At 45.4% G+C, this 16,900-nt stretch carries 13 protein-coding genes; 1 reads left to right on the forward strand and 12 read right to left on the reverse strand.

The window, feature by feature from the left end; translation table 11 throughout:
- The 11 genes from G625_RS0113065 to G625_RS0113115 all read right to left on the reverse strand — a co-directional run.
- Positions 1-217: hypothetical protein (locus tag G625_RS0113065; RefSeq protein WP_029201463.1), on the reverse strand; the 217-nt coding region annotated here is incomplete at its 3' end.
- A gap of 202 nt (positions 218-419) precedes the next feature.
- Positions 420-2,015 carry a sodium/proline symporter gene (locus tag G625_RS0113070; RefSeq protein ID WP_029201464.1) on the reverse strand — a complete coding sequence of 532 codons (1,596 nt, stop codon included), beginning with the start codon at positions 2,013-2,015 and terminating at the stop codon, positions 420-422.
- A 330-nt stretch (positions 2,016-2,345) separates the two neighbouring features.
- The gene (locus tag G625_RS0113075) at positions 2,346-2,936 is read right to left on the reverse strand and encodes a TetR/AcrR family transcriptional regulator (RefSeq protein WP_029201465.1); all 591 of its coding nucleotides are present in this window, start codon (positions 2,934-2,936) and stop codon (positions 2,346-2,348) included.
- Positions 2,937-3,058: 122 nt separating this feature from the next.
- Positions 3,059-4,252, reverse strand: a complete 1,194-nt coding sequence (gene hemW, locus G625_RS0113080; protein WP_044932727.1) for a radical SAM family heme chaperone HemW — start codon at positions 4,250-4,252, stop codon at positions 3,059-3,061.
- 173 nt (positions 4,253-4,425) lie between these two features.
- The gene (locus tag G625_RS0113085) at positions 4,426-5,451 is read right to left on the reverse strand and encodes a branched-chain amino acid aminotransferase (protein WP_029201467.1); all 1,026 of its coding nucleotides are present in this window, start codon (positions 5,449-5,451) and stop codon (positions 4,426-4,428) included.
- Between the two features lie 221 nt (positions 5,452-5,672).
- Entirely contained in the window at positions 5,673-7,496 is a 1,824-nt protein-coding gene (gene lepA, locus G625_RS0113090) for a translation elongation factor 4 (RefSeq protein WP_029201468.1), read from the reverse strand.
- A gap of 122 nt (positions 7,497-7,618) precedes the next feature.
- Positions 7,619-8,437: a mechanosensitive ion channel family protein gene (locus G625_RS19950; protein WP_044932731.1), complete on the reverse strand. Its 819-nt coding sequence runs from the start codon at positions 8,435-8,437 to the stop codon at positions 7,619-7,621.
- A gap of 197 nt (positions 8,438-8,634) precedes the next feature.
- Entirely contained in the window at positions 8,635-9,252 is a 618-nt protein-coding gene (locus G625_RS0113100; protein ID WP_029201469.1) for a response regulator transcription factor, read from the reverse strand.
- Entirely contained in the window at positions 9,230-11,305 is a 2,076-nt protein-coding gene (locus G625_RS21490) for a histidine kinase N-terminal 7TM domain-containing protein (RefSeq protein ID WP_029201470.1), read from the reverse strand. The genes G625_RS0113100 and G625_RS21490 overlap by 23 nt, the downstream gene beginning before the upstream one ends.
- Before the next feature lie 40 nt (positions 11,306-11,345).
- Positions 11,346-11,972, reverse strand: a complete 627-nt coding sequence (locus G625_RS21495; protein ID WP_049895903.1) for a hypothetical protein — start codon at positions 11,970-11,972, stop codon at positions 11,346-11,348.
- Between the two features lie 176 nt (positions 11,973-12,148).
- Positions 12,149-13,522 (reverse strand): hypothetical protein, encoded by a 1,374-nt coding sequence (locus G625_RS0113115; RefSeq protein ID WP_029201471.1) that lies wholly within the window; start codon positions 13,520-13,522, stop codon positions 12,149-12,151.
- Positions 13,523-13,771: 249 nt separating this feature from the next.
- On the opposite strand from G625_RS0113115, the gene G625_RS19965 reads away from it, so the two are divergent.
- The gene (locus G625_RS19965; RefSeq protein ID WP_049895904.1) at positions 13,772-16,360 is read left to right on the forward strand and encodes a DNA internalization-related competence protein ComEC/Rec2; all 2,589 of its coding nucleotides are present in this window, start codon (positions 13,772-13,774) and stop codon (positions 16,358-16,360) included.
- Between the two features lie 324 nt (positions 16,361-16,684).
- Here G625_RS19965 and tnpA read toward each other — a convergent pair.
- Positions 16,685-16,900 (reverse strand): IS200/IS605 family transposase (gene tnpA, locus G625_RS0113130; RefSeq protein WP_029201473.1); only part of this gene is annotated, 216 nt, incomplete at its 5' end.

The raw sequence follows: 16,900 nt of genomic DNA on the forward strand, positions 1-16,900 counted from the left end.
GCTCTTTATAAGCACCGACACGCATGGACATGTATGTGCTTAACGGTTGGAACATCAGCGTTACCAGGTAGGCAAACAGCTGGATCACCGAAAAGCCTTTCTGCTTGTAACCATTGCACTGTTTCAGAATATCAGATACCTGATATTTTCGGAGGAAAGAACCGACTTCGTTCGTAGCATCTTGAAGCAATATCTCAGACTGTGATATAGTATTCATAGCGTAGCACTCCTATGTTGTGAATGTTTTTGTTAGCAACTTAATTATATCACAGCTGGGTTGTGACTACGCTATTTTATTGTTGGAAACCCGCTTAGAATAAGGCTTTCCGGCACTTATTCATGTGGGAAGTATTAGTAAAGTATAAATCCCGCTTATGCTTAAGCACAAGCGGGAGATGAAATAATTCACTTTTTCCTTATCAAAGCTCTGCATTGGCAAGCTTTGCATCTGCGTACTCTGCGCTGTTCCCGTCTTTACATTTCTTAACTACCAGATCAAAGGTATCCTGGATTTCCTTAGCTGGTTCAAAGGTCAGTTTTGAAACCACAACATCAACAAGAAGAGCCACTACGAATGCAGGAAGGAGCTCATAGATGGCAAATGCACCGCCCATAGGCGCAATGAGGAACTTCCAGATAAATACCATTGCGCCGCCGGCGAACATTCCTGCCGTTGCACCGCCGCGTGTACTCTTCTTCCAGAAAAGAGCAAGGATCATAACAGGTCCGAAGGCTGCTCCGAAGCCTGCCCATGCAAAGGATACTACTCTGAATACGCTGCTGTTCGGATTCCATGCAAGGAAAAGAGCAATGATCGCTATGGCTACAACTGTTCCTCTTGCTACCTTCATAGAAGTTTTGTCATCCATCTTGATGTGGAGGAAATCTCTCAGAAGATCCTCAGACATAGAGCTGGATGCAGCAAGAAGCTGTGAGTCTGCGGTTGACATGGTTGCCGCAAGGATTCCCGCCATGATGATACCTGCAACGATTGCAAAGAATACGCCATTCTTACCCATAAGATTTGCAAGACAGATAATGATAGTCTCTGATTCCGATCCGGTTGTAAGGAATGGAATCTCTCCCACCACAGATACGCTGTAGCCAATGATACCGATAAATACAGCAACCAGCATGGAAAGAAGAGCCCATACAGAAGCAATACGTCTTGAGATCTTAATCTCCTCAGGATTTCTGATAGCCATAAATCTGAGAAGTATATGTGGCATACCGAAGTAACCAAGTCCCCATGCAAGAGTGGAAATAACAGGAAGAACTCCGAAGCTTCCGGCTGTTCCCGTAGCCGCGTCATAACCCTGTGAAAGATTGAGATATCCGGGAAGCTCCCTGGCATTATTGATAACAGTGCCGAGTCCGCCTGCGCAGGATATACCGAATACAATGATAATGCAAAGTGCCAAAGTCATTACGATGGACTGGATAAGGTCGGTGGTTGATACTGCCATAAAGCCGCCCATAACCGTATAACCGATGATAACCACTGCTCCAAGTACCATAGCCAGATGATAATCCCATCCGAAAAGACTGTTAAACAGTGTTCCTACAGCCTTAAAGCCTGATGCCGTATAAGGAATAAAGAAAATGAGGATTACAACAGCTGCAAGGCAGGATAATGTATTTCTCCTGTCATCATATCTCTTAGAGAAAAACTGTGGTACCGTATTAGCTCCGATGGTTTCTGAATAAACACGAAGTCTCTTTGCTACAAACAGGAAATTGAGATAGGTTCCTGCCGCAAGTCCGATAACTGTCCAGCCAACCTCTGCAACACCTGCAAGATATGCAAGTCCGGGAAGTCCCATAAGAAGATATGAGCTCATATCCGAAGCCTCAGCACTCATGGCTGTAACTATAGGATTAAGGCCTCTCCCTCCGAGATAAAAACCGGCGGTGTCTGAAGCGGATCCCTTTTTGCTGTAGTAAACGCCTATCCCAACTGTGATTCCAAGATAAGCAATGATTGACAGTAAAATAAAAATACTTTCGCTAGTCATACTTTTTATCCTTTCTTTCAGGAATATTATCTTTCTGCATTCAATGCCGAAAGTTCGGTTAATAATCAATGGTTTTCCCATGAATCATTCCTCCGGGTTAGAATCCGCAAAGATTGTATTCCTATATTTTATTGCTTTGTACTATAGCATAACTTTTCATAGACTAAAATGCAGAACGGAGTATAGACTATAGTCCATACTCCGTTAATTAAATGATGTAATATTTAGCGTAAATACGTGTATTTTTACCAGACTAAATATAGTTCTAATTAAAGTCCTTAAAAAGAATTTTTTAAACTTTATATCAATAATGAAACATTGTCATAAGAATCATTCTAAAACTTTATATCCGTTGAGAAACATCGGCATAAGTCTGTCTGCATTTCTGATGAGAGAATATTCCCCATCCTCAAGACACCAGTCATATAAAAGGGCTCTTTCGAACATAGCATAATCATTTACGATCTGGTTGGCGGCCATGTCGTCCCTGACTTCCCCCTTTGCCTGCCCTTCCTTCACGATCTGCTTCAGAACCTTGAAATACGCCCTTTTCCTGTCAAGCAAATGCTTCTCTCCGTGAGTTATAAGCTGGGAAGAAAAAAGTCTTGTCAGAAGCTCAACAGAAACCGAGGAATCGATCATCTCATAAAGAACATGATTGAGATAGATAAGCTTATCTATGGCATGCATCTCAGGATCCATGGTTTTTTCAAGCTCCTCATACTTATCGTCAAAAAGGATATTCAGGGAGCCGAGAAGCGCATCCTTCCCCTCAAAATAATGATAAAAGGAACCTTTTGAGGTACCTGATTCAAAGACAATGTCATCGACGGTGGTTTCCTCATACCCCTGCTCATAAAAAAGCTTCCATGCCGCAGATACTATCTTCTGTTTTGTATTTCTGCCATTCTTTTTCGCCATATTGTCACCTTTTATTTACTTCCGATTCCTGTTTATCATTTTTATCCATTATACAGAAATCACCGATTCCCGGCCATTCCGAACGAAATCCCGGCTCCGGAAAAGCGCTCCTTCCTCATATATCAATCCAGCAAAAAATCACTCAGGATAACATTGGACACATCCATTCCATGCTCTGAAAAACGGTAACGGTATCCATCGTGAATTATGAGCCCCTGACTTACATACTGTGAAAGCTTATCTCCGAATATACTCATTATATCAACCTGAAATCTGGTTTTAAACTCAACCTCGGAAACACCTTCTATACGCCTGAGTCCCAGGAACATGAATTCTTCCATCTGCTCGTTTCTGTCGAGTACCTGTACATCTGTATGGAGCTCTGCCCAGCCGTTCTTCATATCCATATGAAAATTAAGCTCCATATACTTCTTAAAATCTCTTGTGTTATTCCACCGGCGGTTTTCAAAATAGGAAGCGGCTCCGAGCCCGAAGCCAATGTACTCAACATTGGACCAGTAGCCGTAATTATGACGGCATTCGAAACCGGGTTTTGCGTAATTGGATACCTCATATCGTTCAAAACCGTACTTACCTGTGACAGTCCGTGTTATCTCATCAATTGCCGATGCTGTATCCTCTCCCGGAAGAGTCAGCCGACCCTCATTATACATATCATAAAAAGGCGTACCCTCTTCAATTATGAGGTTATAAATTGACACATGTTCAGGTTTAAGCATTAACACATGCTTCAGAGTATCCTGCCAGGACTTCTCCGTCTGCCCCGGAATATCGTTCATAAGGTCAATGTTTATATTTCCGAATCCTTCCATCCTGGCATTCTGGAAACACTTGAGAAAATCCTCATAGATATGTATACGGCCCAGGGTCTTAAGCTCCCGGTTATCGGCTGATTGCAGTCCTATGGATAGCCTGTTGATACCTGCATTTTTGTATAACGTAAACTTATAGGCTAATGTAGAAGCCGGATTACATTCAATGGTGATCTCAGCATTCTCTCTAACGTGATAATGCTGTCTTATGGTTTTCATGATCCTCACTATATGTTTCGGATCTATGAGAGACGGGGTACCTCCCCCTATAAAGATGGTGGATATCTCCCGCTCCGCCGGTATTTTTTCCGATGTGAGTTCTATCTCTCCGCAAAGCTTGTCAACGTATTCACTGTGATACTGCTCGCTAACCGGAAAGGACAGGAAGTCGCAGTAATTACATTTCTTTGTGCAGAAGGGGATATGTATATATAGTTCAAGCTGATTTTTGTCTGTTGGGTCAATGATCTTTGTTTCAAGCATTTGTGTACCTGCAAATTATAGATTTATGGCAGCATCATCGCACATCTCGCAGCACTCTGCCCTATGCACTTAGTTGTCATATGCATGCAAAAGCACAGCATGCACTTGACAGCATTATCGCACAAAAAGAAGCCTGCCGCAATGCGACAGGCTCTGTAAACATAATGTTAAAATCAGCAAACGTGGTGGATCCAGCCCTCAGGAGCTTCGATCTTTCCGCTCTGGATACCGGTGATGGTGCTGTAAAGCTCGCCGATAACCTCGCCGGCCTTTTCCATACCTGATGGAAGAAGGATTTCTTCATCACCGTTAACGATACGGCCAACAGGCGAGATAACTGCTGCTGTTCCGCAGAGACCGCACTCCTTGAAGCCCTTGATCTCATCAAACTTAACAGGTCTCTCATCAACTGTAAGGTGCAGATAATGTTCTGCGATATAAACGATTGAACGTCTTGTGATGGAAGGAAGGATAGACGGTGACTTAGGAACTACAAGCTTGCCATCAGCGTCAACGAAGATAGCATTGGAACCGCCTGTCTCTTCAACATAGCTTCTTGTTGCAGGGTCGAGATAAAGGTTCTCGGCATAACCTGCCTGGTGAGCAAGAACCGATGAATGGAGGCTCATTGCATAGTTAAGTCCTGCCTTAACTGCACCTGTTCCGCGGGGTGCCGCTCTGTCAAAGTCAGACACAAGAATAGCTATAGGTGTTGCACCGCCCTTGTAGTAAGGTCCTACAGGAGTTGTGAAGATTCTGAACTGGTACTCTGTTGCAGGCTTTACTCCGATAACAACGCCGGAACCGAACTCGTAAGGTCTCAGATACAGTGAAGCTCCTGAGCCATATGGAGGAACCCAGTCGATATTGGCCTTAACAACCTGATCAACGGCATCTATAAACTGCTCCTTAGGGAACGGAGGCATCTCGATTCTCTGAGCTGACTCATAAATTCTGTCCGCATTAAGGTCGGGACGGAAGCATACTACAGAGCCATCCTCCCAGGTATAAGCCTTTAAGCCCTCAAACACCTGCTGACAGTACTGAAGTACGCATGCTGATTCGTTAAGTGTTACATTAGGATCATCAATGAGAGCACCTGCATCCCACTTGCCGTCTTTATAATTTGAAACATATCTCTTATCAGTTACATGATAAGCAAAGCCTATATTTGCCCAATCAAGGTTCTTTTTAGCCATATCCGTAATCTCCTTTCACAACACCTTTTATGTTGCTTTCTCAGTAAAGTATAGTCGCAAAAAAACACTATTTCAACGAAATAAAATACATAAAAATATTATAGAAGTCATAATCAAAGATTATTTTTTTATTTTGTATCTAAACTCGCGGTTATATCTAATTTAGCCAATAAAAAACAGATGCCGGAATATGTCCAACATCTGCTTTTAAAAATATTCTTTTATTCCGAATCCAGCTTCAGCACTGACATAAATGCACTCTGCGGGATCTCAACATTACCGAACTGGCGCATCCTGCGTTTTCCTTCCTTCTGCTTTTCAAGAAGCTTCTTCTTACGGGAAATGTCTCCGCCGTAGCACTTGGCAAGCACATCCTTGCGGAGGGCCTTGACTGTCTCTCTGGCCTGAATGTGACCGCCGATAGCAGCCTGAATAGGTATTTCAAAGAGCTGTCTCGGGATCTCGTTCTTCAGCTTTTCACACATCTTCTTACCGCGCTCATAAGCAGAATCTGCGTGAACTATGAAGCTCAGGGCATCGATTATCTGACGGTTTACCAGTATGTCAAGCTTCACCATCTTGCTGGTCTGGTAACCCTTCAGGTCGTAGTCGAAGGAGGCATAGCCCTTGGATCTTGATTTTATGGCATCAAAGAAATCATAGATGATCTCATTTAGCGGCATATCATACTTCAGAATGGCACGGTTAGCCTCGATATATTCCGTACTCTTGTAAACACCTCTTCTCTCCTGACAGAGAGTCATGATGGATCCCATGAACTCGGGTGTAACCATTATCTCCGCATCTACAACGGGCTCCTCCATGTGATCTATCTCGGAAGGATCCGGAAGGTTTGCGGGGTTGGAAAGTTCTATCATGGTGCCGTCGGTTTTGTAAACATGATATACAACAGATGGCGCTGTGGTCACAAGATCGAGATTGTACTCTCTTTCAAGTCTTTCCTGTACAACGTCAAGGTGCAGGAGCCCCAGGAAGCCGCATCTGAAACCGAAGCCGAGGGCCTGTGAGGTTTCGGGCTCATACTGAAGGGCGGCATCATTAAGCTGAAGCTTTTCGAGGGCGTCACGGAGATCCGGGTAACGCATGGTGTCTGCAGGATAGATTCCACAGTAAACCATGGACTGCACCTTCTTGTATCCGGGCAGCGGCTTCTCTGCAGGGTTTGAAGCATCCGTAACCGTATCACCTACACGGGTCTCGCGAATATCCTTGATGGAGGCGGTAATGTAGCCTACCATACCGGCGCTTAATTCCTCGCAGGGGATGAATCTTCCCGGTGCAAAATAACCAACCTCTGTAACATCAAACTCAGCCTTGCTTGCCATAAGTCTGATTCTGGTTCCGACCTTAACTCTTCCTTCTTTAATTCTGCAGAAGATGATAACTCCTCTGTAGTTGTCGTAAAGGGAATCGAAAATAAGTGCCTGAAGCGGATTGTCAGGTGAACCTTCCGGAGCCGGAAGCTTCTGTACAATTGCCTCCAGAACCTCCTCCACATTTTCACCTGTCTTAGCTGAAATTCTCGGTGCATCAAGAGCCTCGATACCGATGACATCTTCAACTTCGTTTGCAACTCTTTCAGGATCTGCGGAGGGAAGATCGATCTTATTGATGACCGGAAGTATCTCAAGGTCATGATCAAGTGCGAGGTAAGTATTGGCAAGGGTCTGGGCCTGAATGCCCTGTGTTGCATCTACTATAAGGATCGCTCCGTCACAGGCTGCAAGTGAACGGGAAACCTCATAGTTAAAGTCAACGTGCCCCGGAGTATCGATGAGGTTCAGGGTGTATTCATTACCGTCCTTTGCCTTATAGATGACTCTGGTGGTCTGTGACTTGATGGTGATGCCACGCTCCCTCTCGATGTCCATGTTATCCAGGACCTGGGACTGCATCTCTCTCGCCGTAAGTGTACCCGTCATTTCGATGATACGGTCTGCCAAGGTGGACTTGCCGTGGTCGATATGGGCTATGATGCAAAAATTTCTGATTCTTGACTGGTCAATGTTTATATTCTCTGCCATGTTATTCCTTTAAATGTCATTGTATTATGGGCGGCATAAGACTGATGCCCTTTCCCTGGTTTCTTAACCGATGTTCCCATATCCTACCACAAACAGCGTGGATTTGCCAATACAGTTATGGCTCAGCCCTGAACCTGCACCATCTTCACAGCCGGTGTGGAGATGCCCGCTGCGCCCAAAGCTTCGGTGATACCCTGGAGAAGCTCATAGTACACCGTCCAGTAGTCCCCTGTCTTCACCCAGGCTCTGGACGTGAAAATGATGGATTCGTTGGTGCCGCCATCAATGGAAGCGAAAGGCTCGTGGGCAGGTGAATCTGTAAGGACTCTGGCATTGGCCTTTATCACATCGAGGATAATGTTCTGGACCTTAACCACGTCCTCCTGCCTTCCTGTAGTGAACTGAAGGTCTACTCTTCTAAACTCCTCAGATGAACAGTTTGTAATGCTTTTATTCATGAGCTCACCGTTCGGTATCATTATCTTCTTGTTGTCATTGGTGAGAAGAGTAGTGTACATGATGCTGATGGCTCTGACACTTCCCTCAACACCGTTTGTCTGTATGTATTCCCCGACGTTAAAGGGCCTGAATATAAGAAGCATGATGCCCCCTGCAATATTGCCGAGGGAGCCCTGCATTGAAAGGCCGATGGCCATGCCTGCGGAAGCCAGTACCGTGATTACCGATGCCATGGGCACTCCGAGAACGCTTATGATGCTGAGGAGCAGAACGATATTCAGGACGATCTTCACACCACTTACGATAAAGGTTGCCACAGTCTTATCCGCACTTTCAATGCCATGCAGCTTTTTCACAAGCTGCATGATATGACCGATCACTATCCGCCCTACTATAAAAATGATGATGGCAAGCAGCAGCTTGCTTCCCACCTGCATACAGATCCCCGTTAGATCCGACATAACCTTTTCTACATTAAACATATGAACCTCCTGATTTTATTTCATAGACCCCTTATGATACTTAGATAATCCTGTCATTGATCAACTAAGGTATAAATGATCACCTCCTATATAGACATATCATATCGTAAAATGTCTATATTTGAAAATTGATTATTTGGGTGGAGCATATTTCAAAAAAATATCCGTTAGGATTTTTTCATCCTTCAGGAAAGCGCTTACGGGATAACGATGCCGCTGACACGGGCCTCAATGGCAAGCTCTGTCCGGTTTCTGAAACCCGTCTTCTGCATCATATGGTTAATATGAGTCTTTACCGTTGCCACAGACAGATGGAGAGCCTCGGCAATTTCCTCATTGGAGCTTCCCCGTGTTACCTCCCGCAATACCATAAGCTCTGAAGGTGTAAAATCCTTACTGCTGATCATGCCGATAGCCACTGCAGGTACAGCAACAGGCCAGACACGTTCACCATCCATTGTCCGATCCATCACTTCAAGCAAAGGCTCATTTTCCAGCTCCTTGTACCAGAAGGAATCTGCTCCGATTTCCTTTGCCCGTTCAAGATAAGATGCCTCCGGCATGGATGTGACTATGATTACTCTTGTATCCGGATAATTCTTTTTAATACGGGCCGCAGCTTCAAGACCGTCGGAACCGTCCTTCATCACAACATCCATGAGCACCAGGTCCACTTGAAAACGGGCACAGTAGGTATCCGCCGCCCGGGCTGAAGGAATGGAAGCCACCATCTCATAGCGGTCGGAATGGGAAACGAACAGCTCAAAAAGACGTCTCGATATATTCTGATCATCACATATCAGCACCTTGTACATGGCTTCTCCTTATCATTAAACGAAGGCAAAATCTCGGAAAGGCTTCAACCTCCATCTGTATCCCTGAGGCTTCGGCTTTTTTCCGAAGCATTCCGAGGCCTCCGTTCTCTACGATGGGTTCTTTGGGCGGATCTCCGTTATTGGTGATCTCAACGATTCCCTTCTCCGATGTTACATTAAGCGTATCCCCATGTGCATGGCGGATAGTATTGGTCAGGCATTCATGTATCGCTGTGACAACCACGTCACTGACAGCCGTATCCACGGGCAGCTCTCCCTTTATGATCATCCTGATACCTACATCCTTTGCAACAGACCTCATATATTCGTAGCCATCGGAGGTCAGATCCTCCTGTTCCGTTTCCAGCAGCCGGCTGCCGCTCTTCCAGACTGCCAGCATACTCTCCTTATCTCCCTTACCCTGAATATAGCGGCGGGCCAGAAGAAGCATTTTCCCGAAATCATCATGTATACGGATCCTGGCATCAAGCTGCTCCTTCTCAATGGTATAAGCCGTGATCAGCCTGTCCAGCCTGGAAAATTCCGTACTGAGCATTTGTGTTTCCTCAGTGGAGCTTTCCGATATTTCCAAAAGCTGTTTACCCTCACCGGCTTTTTCCGGCATAAGCTCATCAGGCTTAAAAAAAGCTCTTTCATCCATCCTTCTGTCCGTCTGTTTCAAAGGCTTTTTGGCGGTCTCTTTGGAAGGCCAGATAAAATAGTAAACTTCCTCGTCATGATCGAATCCTGTATTTTCCATGAACCCGGACGGGAGATCAGCATCCGGGTTTTCCAAAGTCATACGAAGACTCAGCTTCCCATCAGGAGCCTCTAAATTGACCATTAGCGCTTCAGCACCACACATGGCAAGCTCTGCCACCTCTTCAAAATAATCATATGCCTCTAACAAAAGGGTTCCCGGAAGTTCAGTGTCTCCATTCTCCATAAACACTGCACCCATAACCCCATTAAGCCTAAGATACTCAAGGCTTTCCGCCACAGCAACCCTAAGCTCTGAAACAGGCATCCTCTGAATCTCCAATGATTTCAGCACCAGATTGCACCGGCGTTTCATATAGGCAGTCAGAACGCATGCCTTAGCCATGGAGGATCTGAACTCCGCCTCATCCCCATCTGCCTTATCAAGAATCTCACTGACCTGCTTAAGCTGTCCCGACACAGACAGAAACATGGATTCATACATCCGGTTCTGCTTTTCATAGCTAAGTGTGGCGTCATGTATCTCTCGTTCCTTCTCCTGTATAAGCTGCATGGGAAACCAGCCGATATAGAGGCAGTATTCCAGAAGACAGATAAAGGAAATACAATAGGCCTCCGGGAGCTGGAGTATCCTGCGCCCTTTAAAGGTAGGAAAAAGGGCAAGGTAATACATAAGGAAATAAATCACCGGAATGATGAGGACAGAAGCCAGATGCCATGGGATCCTTCTCCCGTTAAAAGCGCGGTTCTCCATTATAAGGTGATGAAGCATACCGGCAGTACATCCCACAACCCATAAAACCGCCCCATAGTAAACAGGACCATATTCGTACCTAAGCCCCTGCTCCTGTTGTCTTCCTTTTTCCATAAAGCAAAAGGCTAGCTGATGCAGATCATTGGTCAGAACGAGAACGATCAGCACAATGCAGATTACGTAGAGCGCCTGGAGCCATCTCCTTAAATCGTGATCCGGCCGGTCTCCCACGAGGAACGCAGCATCCATACTGAGGAGGGGGATCATCAAAAAGGGAAGATAATAGCTGTACCATAGAAACCTTAGCTCACCGGGCTGCAGCTCTCCCGCAAACTGATACCGGAGCCACCGAAGAAGCAACAGGAGCATCATCATAATGACGATTCCCCATATACGCTTTTCAATGGCAGGCAGCACCGGACGCTGTCTTACCGACAGCCCCCAATAAAGAACCATGGCAGTATAGATCAGTCCTCCTCCGTTAATGGGACTGAAGCCGATATTGTAGACAAGGATTCCCGCAAAAAAAATCATCAGAGTCGTCCGAATGATTCTTTTCGACTCTGATGACTGATTCATGATGTTCTATCCTTTCCTTCCTGTCCTTTTCCCACCGGTATCATACCGCCTGAAAGTAGTAAACATTGTCCGCAATGGGGATACGGATCTGTGCCAGATCCTCATAGTAGTATCCTCTATGGGTGTCGAAGCCGTAGGTAATGAGCACCTCATCCCCGGAGCTCGTCCAGGTGAGCTGATACTCCGGACTGTCCTGATCCAATTTGATCACGCCTGTTCCGTCGTTATTAAGACTCAGGTACCCAAAACCGGCGCCCTCCTCCGAGGTGGTCAGTGACAGATATCCTGCCAGGGTATAGTCCTGAGCCACGCCGCCCTGATAACCCTGATCAGGATCCGGACGATCGTTACTTATGGTTTCCTGCACGCCTACATACCGGGTCTGTACCACCCCGTTTACTATCCATGCTCCGGAGGAATTGACTTGATAGCCATCAGGTGTCTGAGTATTCATGAGGCAGTAGCCGTTCTGATCAAAATAGTAGCATTCCGCTGTCCCGTCATAATTCCCGTCACACCAGGCCCAGCCGTTTGAGGGATAGGTTCCATCCCCGTTATTCCACCACCATCCGTTGCCGTTCTGCTGCCAACTTCCGGCCGCCGCATTCATGACAAACATAAGAACCAATAAAGAGGCCAATGCTGAAATCCTTGATATTATCTTCATTATATCTTCTCCTTTCCCTGTCGTACAGAAAGATCTTCCGGTCTTTTATACCGTAAGCTCCATATTCATAACAGTTAAGCCGATTAACTGTCACCCATACTCTGCCGGAAGCCTGCTGAGTTCCGGCAAATCCTCTGAAGTTCGACACTTTTCCTTGTAAGCGCAGTCATCCTTTCTTATTGGACGATAGAACCGGTCATCTGGCTGTAAATCTCAGATCCGTCGGCTCCCACTGTGAAGGTCACTGACAGATACTTCTTTCCATCAGCAGTGGTCCATTCATATCTGTGCTTTTCAGCAGTCCACTGGGAAGATTTCAGTATCTTTCCATCTACTCCCATATGGTCACGAACCGCTTCATAGGTGATAGGATCGTGACCGGATTTGTCAAGCTCCCCATCAAGCCATTTATACGCAGCCTCCAGAGTGCTTAGTGATACAACTCCATCTGCCTCTGCAGTAGACTTCCCGGTATCCTGCTTTGCCTCTTCCTTTACGAACTGAACAGGGTACTCCGGCTCCTCTCTCTCACCGTAGGAAGGGTAATCATAGCTTGTATAGCCATTGGATTCTGCCAGCTTATCAAAGCTCCAGCCCTGACAGTTTTCTATATAATCTCTCGGAAGAGCCGGATCCTCATCTGTCCAGCCGATATCATTGAGATGTCTTAAATTAAATACCATAGTGAAGGATCCCGCATCCTTTGAGATAGGGATCTCCGCATGAAGCGTGCCGTCTTTCTCAGTCATGGGTACATAGTCAAAATCCACGTTGATCCATGAACCGCTGAGGTACATACAGTCGTCCTCAGGATCCAATGTGGCTTCAAGGTTCTCAATGGGTGTATCCTCCACATGGACACCGATAAACGGCACCACATATCCGTCGGTATCGATCCAGAAACGAGCTATACTTGTTACCCAGTCCGGATCAGCGCCAAGGGAATCCGCATATTTTCCGGTGCAGTCCTTAAACCTTACAACACCATGCCAGTCTCCGTAGAAGCGGTCGATAAACTCCTTGGAAATGCTTTCGTCAGAGCTTCCTGCATCCCAATCGGACATGAAATCAAGGTAGTTAGACATAATTTCCAGATCAAGCATGTCCTCTGCCTCACCCATAAGGCTTACATCGATGGTTCCGCCGGCCTCCTCAGCCGCATCGTAAAGCTCATCAAGCTCATCATACCAATATTTCCTGCCGCCGTATTCCACATAGAAATCGTCCTTGTTTATTCCGTTTTCACTGAGCAGAAGGTCAAAATACTTGGTGAAGCGCTCCTTTGTCATCCCGGAAACCGACTCTTCTTCAGTATCCTCATCCATATCCTCTGCCGCTTCCCCGTCAGTACTTTCCTCTTCTGTTTCCTCCGGAGCTTCAGCTGTTGTCGCATCATGAGCTGCAGTAGTCTGTGTCCCTTTAGTCTCCTGAGCCTTTGTTTCCTGAGCAATTGTTTCTTGAGCAGTTGTCTCTTGAGGCTTTCCACCGCAGGCTGAAATCGACAGCATCATACCCATCATTCCACATAATAAAAAATAACGCTTCTTCATATCAGATTTCCTCCTCTATAAACGCATGTTTTCGCCGTTTATCTCTGACATACAGATGCACATCTGATCGGCTCCTATCATAATCAGCATATCAATTTCCGGGAAAAAATACGTCAACCGAAAGGTTGATTTAGGTGGTGAAAAGTGTATGAAGTGCTGCTGTCCGGCCGGACTGTCACTGTTCAGTAAATCATTGCCAGGTACTTTCCCCCTTGCGGCGAAGCCCATCTTCTGCTATGATGTGTTCCTATGAACTATAAAAGACCATTGCTTCTGATTGCGTTTGTGTTCGTACTTGGAGTGTGTGTAACAGCAAAAGAGGCAGGGCTTTTTCCAGAGATCGCCGCAGGAGTTCTTTTCAGCGGTGTTTTATTCCATGGTTTAAAAAGCAAGCGACTAAATCGGGGTGCTTCGGCACTTCTGTTTGCCGTGTTCATCTTAGGCATTGCAAGATATCAATGCTCATGCAGGATTATCGATGCCTGTCAGGAAAAGATCACTGCTTTCGAGGATCTTAATGTCTCCATCAGGGGGACGGTGGTGAGTCATACCTCCGGTTCCAAAAGTGAAAAAATCATCCTGAAGGATGCTCTGCTTTCCAGTGCCTATGGAAGTGCAGAATCATTACCGGCGGATGCTTCAGAGAAAATGAAAAAAAGATATGATCAGCCGGTGGGAACTTTGATGATATACCTGTCAAAAGAGGATATTGATGATCCGCAAAGCCACTCCTATGAAAAATCCGTTTTATCTTCAGGTGCCCCAAAAAACACCTCTCACAGCGAGCAATCATTTTCTTTTCCAAAACAAGCATTTTCACAAACTGCTTTCGACACCATTCCGGATGATGGTCCATACCCTGGTGAGATCATCGAAATCCACGGAACAGTTCTCCCTCCGGAAGGTGTCCGTAACGAAGGGCAGTTTGATTTTGAACTATATTACCGGACTCTCAGCATAAGCGGATCAGTATATGGAGATAGTTATGAAATCATCGGAGGTGAACCGGAGCCCTTCAAGGCAGGGCTACAAAGGTTCAGAAACCTGGTCTGTATGAAGCTGGATGAGATTGCAGACGAAACAGATTCCGGCATCTATAAGGCAATTCTGGTGGGAGATAAATCCGGCATGGATGAAGCGATACGTGACCTTTATCAGGATATGGGGATAGCTCATATCCTTGCGGTCTCGGGACTTCACCTTTCCATAATAGGAGCCGGATTCTATGCGTTGCTGAGACACTTCGGTGCTTCCAAAAAAATCGCAGGAGTGGGAGGAGCCGTTTTGATCCTATCCTACGGAATATTCACCGGAAGCTCCGGGTCAGCTATCCGCGCTGTTATCATGCTGCTTATGAAGTTCCTGGGAGCAGCTATCGGAAGAAGCTATGACATGCTGACTGCACTGGCACTTTCCTGCATCCTTTTGGTCATGGACGAGCCCTATATCATCTTCAGTTCCGGCTTCCAGCTTAGCTTTATGGCGGTTTTTGCCTTGGGTATCGGCAACCTTTTGCCTCATCCTAAAAACAGCTTTTTAAACGGTGTCTATATGTCTCTGTTTTTACAGATCATGACTCTGCCCGTTATCCTGTATCACTTTTTCAGATTCCCATTATACGGACTTTCACTTAATCTCATCGTCCTGCCGCTGATGAGTTATGTAGTTTACAGCGGGCTTCTGGCAGTGACATTATCCTTCTTTTCAGTGATGCTCGGAATAGCTTCGATTGGGTTTGGACACTATATTCTCAGGCTCTATAACAACCTGTGCATCGCGATGAAAGAGATACCTTATTCCTCACTTCTTTTAGGAAGACCGGGTATAAAAAGTATCATAATCTACTATTCTTTGCTCAGCATACTGATTCTCACGGTACTCCACCTGAAAACTCTTAAGAAAAAGAACCTCATGTCACGGCAAACAAAGCACTTGTATTCCATCATGCCTAAAATAGCTGTACTTGTTATTTTGACCGGGTGTTTTCTGCTCATAAGAAAGCCACCCTCCGGTCTCGAAATCACCGCCATAGACGTAGGTCAGGGGGATGGGCTGGTCATAAGATATGAGGATATGGTGATAACTGTCGATGGTGGTTCCACCTCAGAAAAGAAACTGCCTGAAGATATGTTGATCCCCTACTTTGAGTCCCAGGGGATAGACGTGATCGATATAGCTTTTATCACCCACTGCGATTCAGACCATTACAGTGGCATCCTATATCTTCTTGAAGAATGTGAAGATATACGAATCAAAAAACTGGTGCTCCCTCTGCCTGCTGAAAACGATGATAGATACAACAAGTTAAAAAATGCCGCCTCCGAAAAGAATACTGAAATACGGTATTTTGGCGCAGGCAGCGAACTTAAGGTGAAGGATCTGGAGCTAACCGGCCTTTATCCTCTTACCGGCAACTACATCGAAGAAGCCAACAGTCACTCCATCGGCATGCTTCTAAACTACCGAAATTTCAGTATGCTTTTTACAGGCGACATGGATAAGGAATGCGAATACAAAATGCTTGACTACGTTGATGGATTGTTATCCGATCAAATCATTGAAACCCCAGATATTGATATCCTCAAAGTCGGTCATCATGGAAGCCTCACAAGCACATCTGAAGAACTTCTTGATTTCATGACCCCCGAAGTTGCTATCATGAGCTACGGAAACAATAACAGATACGGTCATCCTCATAAGGAGACACTAGAAATACTGAAAAGCCATGACGTCAAAATCCTCGAAACAGTGAAAAACGGAGAGATACAGATCACAAGCGATGGAGAAAGCTATAAAGTGATTTATCCGATAAACCATAACAAAGTCATACCACCATAATTAATGGATTGAACCATATTTTAGCAAAGATTGAGAGGACATTACGGTTATGTTATACTTCTAACTAAGAAGGAGTCCTTTTTAGAAAAACAGAGGGAGTCCTTCGGGACTTTCTCTAACTTGAAATCATCAAATGTTAGAGAGGTTTATATTTTGAAATATACAGATTTACCAATAGATTCAGGTGGGTTCCCCTAAGTCAGTACCACCAGCCCTGCTGGTGGTTTGAGTTAGCCCCTTCCGGGGCAAGTGTTGTGATTCCGCCTAAAGGCGGTCTAGCAAACCATTCTGATGTTACTGGTTACCACTTAAAAGTGGTTCTCATTATCCTTCCGCACGATCTGCTTTAGTTTGATCTTCTATATATTTTTTTATTGTAGCTTCATTAACATTTCCTACCGTTTCGCAGTAATAACCTCTTGCCCAAAAATGTCGATTATTTCTTTCCCGAAATTCCGGGTGCCTATCGAAGATCATCAACGCACTCTTTCCTTTGATTCTCCCCATGACTTTGGATACTGCCTCTTTCGGTGGTATTGA

The sequence above is a fragment of the Oribacterium sp. NK2B42 genome (genome assembly GCF_000424445.1).
Taxonomy (GTDB): domain Bacteria; phylum Bacillota; class Clostridia; order Lachnospirales; family Lachnospiraceae; genus Oribacterium.

Bases quoted from the DNA above. Each gene is read 5' to 3' on its own strand.
- G625_RS0113070 (WP_029201464.1), bottom strand. From the start codon at position 2,015: ATGACTAGCGAAAGTATTTTTATTTTACTGTCAATCATTGCTTATCTT.
- G625_RS0113075 (WP_029201465.1), bottom strand. From the start codon at position 2,936: ATGGCGAAAAAGAATGGCAGAAATACAAAACAGAAGATAGTATCTGCG.
- hemW (WP_044932727.1), bottom strand. From the start codon at position 4,252: ATGCTTGAAACAAAGATCATTGACCCAACAGACAAAAATCAGCTTGAA.
- G625_RS0113085 (WP_029201467.1), bottom strand. From the start codon at position 5,451: ATGGCTAAAAAGAACCTTGATTGGGCAAATATAGGCTTTGCTTATCAT.
- lepA (WP_029201468.1), bottom strand. From the start codon at position 7,496: ATGGCAGAGAATATAAACATTGACCAGTCAAGAATCAGAAATTTTTGC.
- G625_RS19950 (WP_044932731.1), bottom strand. From the start codon at position 8,437: ATGTTTAATGTAGAAAAGGTTATGTCGGATCTAACGGGGATCTGTATG.
- G625_RS0113100 (WP_029201469.1), bottom strand. From the start codon at position 9,252: ATGTACAAGGTGCTGATATGTGATGATCAGAATATATCGAGACGTCTT.
- G625_RS21490 (WP_029201470.1), bottom strand. From the start codon at position 11,305: ATGAATCAGTCATCAGAGTCGAAAAGAATCATTCGGACGACTCTGATG.
- G625_RS21495 (WP_049895903.1), bottom strand. From the start codon at position 11,972: ATGAAGATAATATCAAGGATTTCAGCATTGGCCTCTTTATTGGTTCTT.
- G625_RS0113115 (WP_029201471.1), bottom strand. From the start codon at position 13,522: ATGAAGAAGCGTTATTTTTTATTATGTGGAATGATGGGTATGATGCTG.
- G625_RS19965 (WP_049895904.1), top strand. From the start codon at position 13,772: ATGAACTATAAAAGACCATTGCTTCTGATTGCGTTTGTGTTCGTACTT.